6 protein-coding genes are annotated in these 6,060 nt (G+C 66.6%); 3 read left to right on the top strand and 3 right to left on the bottom strand.

The window, feature by feature from the left end:
- Positions 1-37 precede the first annotated feature (37 nt).
- The 3 genes from ABIC94_RS21835 to ABIC94_RS21845 are packed head-to-tail and all read right to left on the bottom strand — an operon-like array spanning position 38 to position 2,573.
- On the bottom strand, positions 38-472 hold the full coding sequence (locus ABIC94_RS21835) for an RNA-binding S4 domain-containing protein (RefSeq protein ID WP_354375068.1): 435 nt from the start codon (positions 470-472) through the stop codon (positions 38-40).
- A 2-nt stretch (positions 473-474) separates the two neighbouring features.
- The gene (locus ABIC94_RS21840; RefSeq protein ID WP_354375069.1) at positions 475-1,896 is read right to left on the bottom strand and encodes a sensor histidine kinase; all 1,422 of its coding nucleotides are present in this window, start codon (positions 1,894-1,896) and stop codon (positions 475-477) included.
- Positions 1,893-2,573 carry a response regulator transcription factor gene (locus ABIC94_RS21845; protein WP_126749534.1) on the bottom strand — a complete coding sequence of 227 codons (681 nt, stop codon included), beginning with the start codon at positions 2,571-2,573 and terminating at the stop codon, positions 1,893-1,895. Before ABIC94_RS21845 ends, ABIC94_RS21840 begins: the two co-directional genes overlap by 4 nt.
- Before the next feature lie 127 nt (positions 2,574-2,700).
- Here ABIC94_RS21845 and ABIC94_RS21850 point away from each other — a divergent pair, with 127 nt between their 5' ends.
- The 3 genes from ABIC94_RS21850 to ABIC94_RS21860 all read left to right on the top strand — a co-directional run bounded on the left by ABIC94_RS21850 (position 2,701) and on the right by ABIC94_RS21860 (position 5,838).
- Entirely contained in the window at positions 2,701-3,660 is a 960-nt protein-coding gene (locus ABIC94_RS21850; protein ID WP_354375070.1) for a Bug family tripartite tricarboxylate transporter substrate binding protein, read from the top strand.
- Between the two features lie 125 nt (positions 3,661-3,785).
- The gene (locus ABIC94_RS21855; protein ID WP_354375071.1) at positions 3,786-4,322 is read left to right on the top strand and encodes a tripartite tricarboxylate transporter TctB family protein; all 537 of its coding nucleotides are present in this window, start codon (positions 3,786-3,788) and stop codon (positions 4,320-4,322) included.
- A 1-nt stretch (position 4,323) separates the two neighbouring features.
- Positions 4,324-5,838 (top strand): tripartite tricarboxylate transporter permease, encoded by a 1,515-nt coding sequence (locus ABIC94_RS21860; protein WP_354375072.1) that lies wholly within the window; start codon positions 4,324-4,326, stop codon positions 5,836-5,838.
- Positions 5,839-6,060 lie beyond the last annotated feature (222 nt).

Genomic DNA, 6,060 nt, shown 5'->3' on the forward strand with positions numbered 1-6,060 from the left:
CGCAGCGTACGCGATTGGCGATCAGGGCAACCGCCGGTCAGCGATCGGTCTCGTCCGGATCGATGGACGCGCTCCAGCGGCTGTCCCAGTCGGCATGGCGCGCCGCGCCGTCGAGTTCGCGGCGGTCGCGCTTGGTCGGCCGGCCTTGTTCGATGGCCAGCGCCGGCTCGCTGCCCATGCGGCGCTGCTCGCGCATGGCGGCTTGCGCGGCGATGCTCTCCGGCGTTTCTTCGTAGAGCTGCTGCGCCACGGGCGCGGGGCCGCGCTGGCCGCTCAGGCCGCGCACCGTGACCGTTCGCGTCACGGCGCCCAAGCGGATGGCGACGGTATCGCCCGCCTTGACCTCGCGGGAGGCCTTGGCGACATCGCCGTTCACCTGCACCCGGTTCTTGCCGATTTCGTCCGCGGCCAGAGATCGCGTCTTGAAGAAGCGGGCGGCCCAAAGCCATTTGTCGATGCGCAAGCGATCCATATTCAGGAATTGTGGTGGTACACAGGAAGCCGCACGACAGCGTCGAGCCCGACCACCTGTGCGGAATTCTCCTGCACGCTGCGGTTGTCGAGATTGATGCGCCCGCCAAGCGCCAGCACGATTTCGCGGCAGATCGCAAGACCCAGCCCGGAGCCGCTGCCCGTGTCGCCGGCAGAGAAGGGCGCGAACAGGCGCTGGCGCAGTTCCGCCGAAATGCCGGGGCCCTCGTCGCGCACCGTCAACACCGCCTTTTCGTTCGTGGACCGGACCGTCACCGAGAGGGCGCCGCCCCGCGGGCTCTGCTTGATGGCGTTGTGCAGCAGGTTGCGCGTGAGCTCCTGCAGCATCCAGCGGTGCGCGCGCACCGTCACGGGCTGGTCGACGGCCAGCTCGAAGTCGAGCGCCTTGTCGGCGATGAGTGGCGAGAGGTCCAGCGCAATCTGGCGCACCACTTCGCCAAGCTCCAGCGGAACCGATTCCGGTTGCTGGCGCAGTTGCTCGACCTTGGCGAGCGAGAGCATCTGGTTGGCGAGCGTCGTGGCGCGCTCCACGGTATGGCTGATTTCGCTCAGCGCCTGTTCGGGCGCCACGTCCCCGCGCCGCGCCGATTGCACCTGCGCCTTCAGCACGGCCAGCGGTGTGCGCAGTTGATGAGCACTGTCGCGCACAAAGCGCTTTTGATGGTCGAGCAGGCGCTGCAGCCGGCCCATGACCTCGGTGGTGGCATCGACCAGCGGCCGCAGTTCGCGTGGCGCATCGGGTGCATCGATGGGAGAAAGATCGTCGGCTGCGCGCTTCTCGATGGCTTCGCCGAGCTCGCGCACTGGCCGCGTGGCGCGCTGCACAACGAACACGGTCACCAGCGCGATCACGCCCATCAGCAGCAGTTGGCGCCACAGCATGTCGACCAGCAGCTTGCGCACGAGCGTTTCGCGCAGCTCCAGGGTTTCGGCCACCTGCACCACGGCCATGCCGCGGCCCTTGGCGCTGGCGACGGGTTGAAGCAGAACCGCCACCCGCACCGGCTGGTTCCGAAAGCGCGCATCGTAGAAATCGACCAGTGCCGAATAGGCCCCGCGGTCGGGAATGCGGCCGCGCCAGAACGGCAGTTCGGCAAAGCCCGAAACCATTTCGCCGTCGAGCGCGGAGACGCGATAGAAAAGACGGCTGCGGTTGTCGGCCTCGAAGGCTTCGAGCGCGGAATAGGGCACGATGGCGCGTAGCCGGGCCCCTTCGTCATAGCCTTCCACGTCGAGCTGCTCGCCGATGGTCTTGGCCGACGCGAGCAGGGTCCGGTCGTAGGCCGTGGTGGCCGCCGCCAGGCTTTGCCGATACAGGCTCACGCTGTTGATCACGATGAACAGCGCCACCGGCGCGAGAATGCCGAACAGCAGCCTCGCGCGCAGCGACAAGGCCTTCTTCATGGTTCGGCGCGCAACAGATAGCCCAGCCCGCGCAGCGTCATCAGGGCTGCGCCGGTGCCGGCGAGCTTCTTGCGAAGGCGGTACACCACCACCTCCACGGCTTCGTACTGCACGTCGGTTTCACCCGGAAACACCAGTTCGAAGAGCCGCTCCTTGCTCACGGCGTGGCCCGGTTTCATCATCAGCGCCTTGAGCAGTGCCAGCTCGCGCGGCGTGAGCTCCAGGATGCCGCCGCGGTGGTAAACGGCGCCGCTTTCGGGTTCGAAGCGCAGGCCGCCCACCTCCTGGGGGTTCAGCCCCACGTCGGGGCCGGCGTTCTGGTGGCGCCGGCGCAACGCCCGGATGCGCGCTTCGAGTTCGTCCAGATCAAAAGGCTTGGGCAGGTAGTCGTCGGCCCCGGCGTTCAGGCCCATGATGCGGTCGCCCACCGTGCCGCGGGCGGTGAGCAGCAGCACGGGCGTGCGCAGCCCGGCGGCGCGGGCCTGGGCCAGCACCTGGAGGCCGTCGAGGTTCGGCAGGCTCAGGTCGAGCGCCACCACGTCGGGCTCCAGCTCGCGCCACTGCTCCACGGCCAAGGCGCCATCGCCGCAGATGCGCACGTCGATCTTGCTGCGGGCGAGGGCGCGCTGCAGGGTGACCTGCATCGAGGGATCGTCTTCGACCAGCAGCAGCTTCATGGGGTGTGGTGGGGCAATGGTACTTCGGTGTTTTCCCCAGTCCGGTGGACAGCCAACTGACAGCGGGGCGGCGCATGATAGCGGCTCAGGTCCAAGTCAGGTTTTCTTTAGTTCTCAGGAGACAACGATGCGTCGCGACACCTTTTTGAAGTCATTGGCCGCGCTGGCCGCCGCTGGAGCCCTGCCGTTGTCGGCACGCGCCGCAGCCAACGTCAAGATGATGGTTCCAGCCAACCCGGGCGGTGGCTGGGACACCACGGGCCGCGCGCTGGGCAAGGCACTGGCCGACGCCAAGCTGGCCGACACGGTCACCTACGACAACAAGGGCGGTGCCGCGGGTGCATTAGGCCTGGCCCAGTTCGTGAACGGCTCCAAGGGCGATCCGAACGCGCTCATGGTGATGGGCTCCGTCATGCTCGGCGGCATCATCACCGGCAAGCCGCCGGTCAATTTGTCGCAGGCCACGCCGATTGCGCGCATGACCACCGAATACAACGTGTTCGTGCTGCCGGCCAACTCGCCCTTCAAGACCATGAAGGACGTGGTCGAGCAGCTCAAGAAAGATCCGGGCAGCGTGAAGTGGGGCGGCGGATCGCGCGGCTCCACCGAGCACATTGCCGCGGCCATGATCGCGCAGAAGGTCGGCGCCGATCCGTCCAAGATCAACTACGTGGCCTTCCGCGGAGGCGGTGAAGCCACCGCCGCCATCCTGGGCGGCAACGTCACCGTCGGCGGCAGCGGCTACAGCGAATTCGCCGAGTACATTGCCGCGGGCAAGATGAAGGCCATTGCCGTCACGTCCGCCCAGCGCCTGCCGGGCATCAATGTGCCCACGCTCAAGGAGCAGGGCATCGACGTTGAAATCGGCAACTGGCGCGGCGTGTACGGCGCCCCCGGCATCACCGCCGAGCAGCGCAAGGCGCTGACCGACATGGTGCTGGCTGCTCTCAAGAGCCCGTCGTGGGCCGAGTCGCTCAAGAAGAACGACTGGACGCCGGCCGTGTTGTCGGGCGAGGCTTTCGCCAAGTTCGTCGACGACGACTTCGCCAGCCTGCGCGCCATCATGGCCAAGTCCGGGATGATCTGATCTCCACTCGCCCCCAGCGGGCCGGCCAAGCCCGGTCCGCGGTGTTTCTGGAAGGGACGTGGGCTCTTTCGAACAAGTGGGGCCTTTGACAGGCCCCATTCCTTTCCCTGACTGTGGGAGAAAAAATGACAACTCCAGAATCCTCGGTCTCGCCGCAACCCGCGGCCACGTGGCCGCAAACCCTGGTCGGCGCGGGTGTGCTGCTGACCGGCCTGGCGCTGGGTTTCGGCGCCATTGGCATTTCTTCAGAAGCCGGCTATGGCGGCGTCGGCCCCAACTTTCTGCCTTGGCTGGTGTCCGGCGTTCTCACCTTGTGCGGCGCCTGGATCCTCTGGGAAGCACGCACCGGCGGCTTTCGTGAGCTCGACGCACCCTCCGGTGCCGAGCATGCCTACTGGCCGGGTTTCGTCTGGGTATCGGCCGGCCTGCTGCTCAACGCGGCGCTGATCACCACGCTCGGCTTCATCCTGAGTTGCATGCTGTGCTACCTGCTCGCCGTGCAGGGCCTGCGCCGCGCGAGCGGCCAGCCTTCGGCCAGCACGCCGCGCACCTGGGCCATCGATCTGCTGACGGGCGCGCTCATCTCGGCCCCCGTGTTCTGGATGTTCACCAAGTTCCTCGCCATCAACCTGCCAGGCCTGACAACGACCGGGTGGCTCTGACATGGAAATCTTCAACGCACTCATGGCGGGTTTCGCCGCGGCGATCACCCCCGTCAATCTGCTCTGGTGCCTGGTGGGCTGTGCCCTGGGCACGGCCGTCGGCGTGCTGCCGGGCATCGGCCCGGCCGTGGCGGTGGCCATGCTGCTGCCCATTACCGGCAAGGTCGATATCACGGCCTCGATGATCTTCTTCTCGGGCATCTACTACGGCGCCATGTACGGCGGCTCGACCACGTCGATCCTGCTCAACACGCCGGGTGAAACGGCCAGCATGGTCACGGCGATGGAAGGCAACAAGATGGCCAAGAGCGGACGGGCGGGCGCCGCGCTCGCCACCGCCGCCATCGGCTCCTTCGTGGCCGGCACCATCGCCACGGTCATCGTCACGCTGTTTGCGCCGTTCGTCGCCGAGTTCGCGGTCAAGCTCGGGCCGCCGGAGTATTTCCTGCTGATGCTGCTGGCCTTCACCACGGTGAGCGCGGTGCTCGGCAAGAGCACGCTGCGCGGCATGACGGCGCTGTTCGTCGGCTTGGCGGCCGGCTGCATCGGCCTGGACCAGATCTCGGGCCAGGGCCGCTACACCGGCGGCGTTCCCGAATTGCTCGACGGTATCGAGATCGTGCTGGTGGCGGTCGGCCTGTTCGCAGTGGCCGAGGTGCTGTATGCCGTGCTCTACGAGGGCAAGGTGGTCGAAGGCCAGAACAAGCTGACCCGCGTGCACATGACGGCGCGCGACTGGAAACGCTCGATTCCCGCGTGGCTGCGCGGCACTGCCATCGGCACGCCGTTCGGCTGTATTCCGGCCGGCGGCACCGAGATTCCGACCTTCCTGAGCTATGCGACGGAAAAGAAGCTGGCCAAGGACGCGGACGCCAAGGCCGAGTTCGGCACCAAGGGCGCCATCGAAGGCGTGGCCGGCCCGGAGGCCGCCAACAACGCCACGGTGACGGCGGCGCTGATTCCGCTGCTGACGCTGGGCATTCCCACGTCGAACACCACCGCCATTTTGCTGGGCGCATTCCAGAACTACGGCATCCAGCCCGGACCGCAACTCTTCACCACATCGGCCGCGCTGGTGTGGGCGCTGATTGCCTCGCTCTACATCGGCAACGTGATGCTGCTGGTGCTGAACTTGCCGATGGTCGGCCTGTGGGTCAAGCTGCTGAAAATTCCCAAGCCGCAGCTCTATGCCGGCATCCTGATCTTCGCGACGGTGGGTGCCTATGGCATGCGCCAGAGCGCATTCGACCTGTTCCTGCTGTACGGCATCGGCCTGCTCGGCGTGGTGATGCGGCGCTTCGACTTCCCGACGGCGCCTGTGGTCGTGGGGATGATTCTTGGGCCGCTTGCGGAAGCGCAGTTGCGCAATGCCATGTCGATTGGCGAAGGGAGCGCTTGGGTGTTCTTCCAGCGGCCGATGTCGATCACGCTGGTGGTCATCATCGTGGCTGTGCTGGTGCTGCCGCGGGTTGCCAAGCGGATGAGCGATCGGAAGTTGGCTCGGCTGGCGGCCTGACTTTGAGCCTTTAGCTGGTTTGTGTTCCGAGGCCGGGTCTCGCCCCGGCGGGCGACCTACTTTTCTTTGCTTCGCCAAAGAAAGTAAGCAAAGAAAGGCGACCCCACTGTCTGCGACCCCTGCGCTTCGCTACGGGGCAACCTGCGGTGCTCGCGTTTCGCGGGGTCCGCAGAACTCGCTTCGCTCAAACAGCTGCGGCCCTGATCCGCGAAACCCTCCGCT

The organism is Variovorax paradoxus (assembly GCF_040544635.1).
GTDB lineage: Bacteria > Pseudomonadota > Gammaproteobacteria > Burkholderiales > Burkholderiaceae_C > Variovorax > Variovorax paradoxus_R.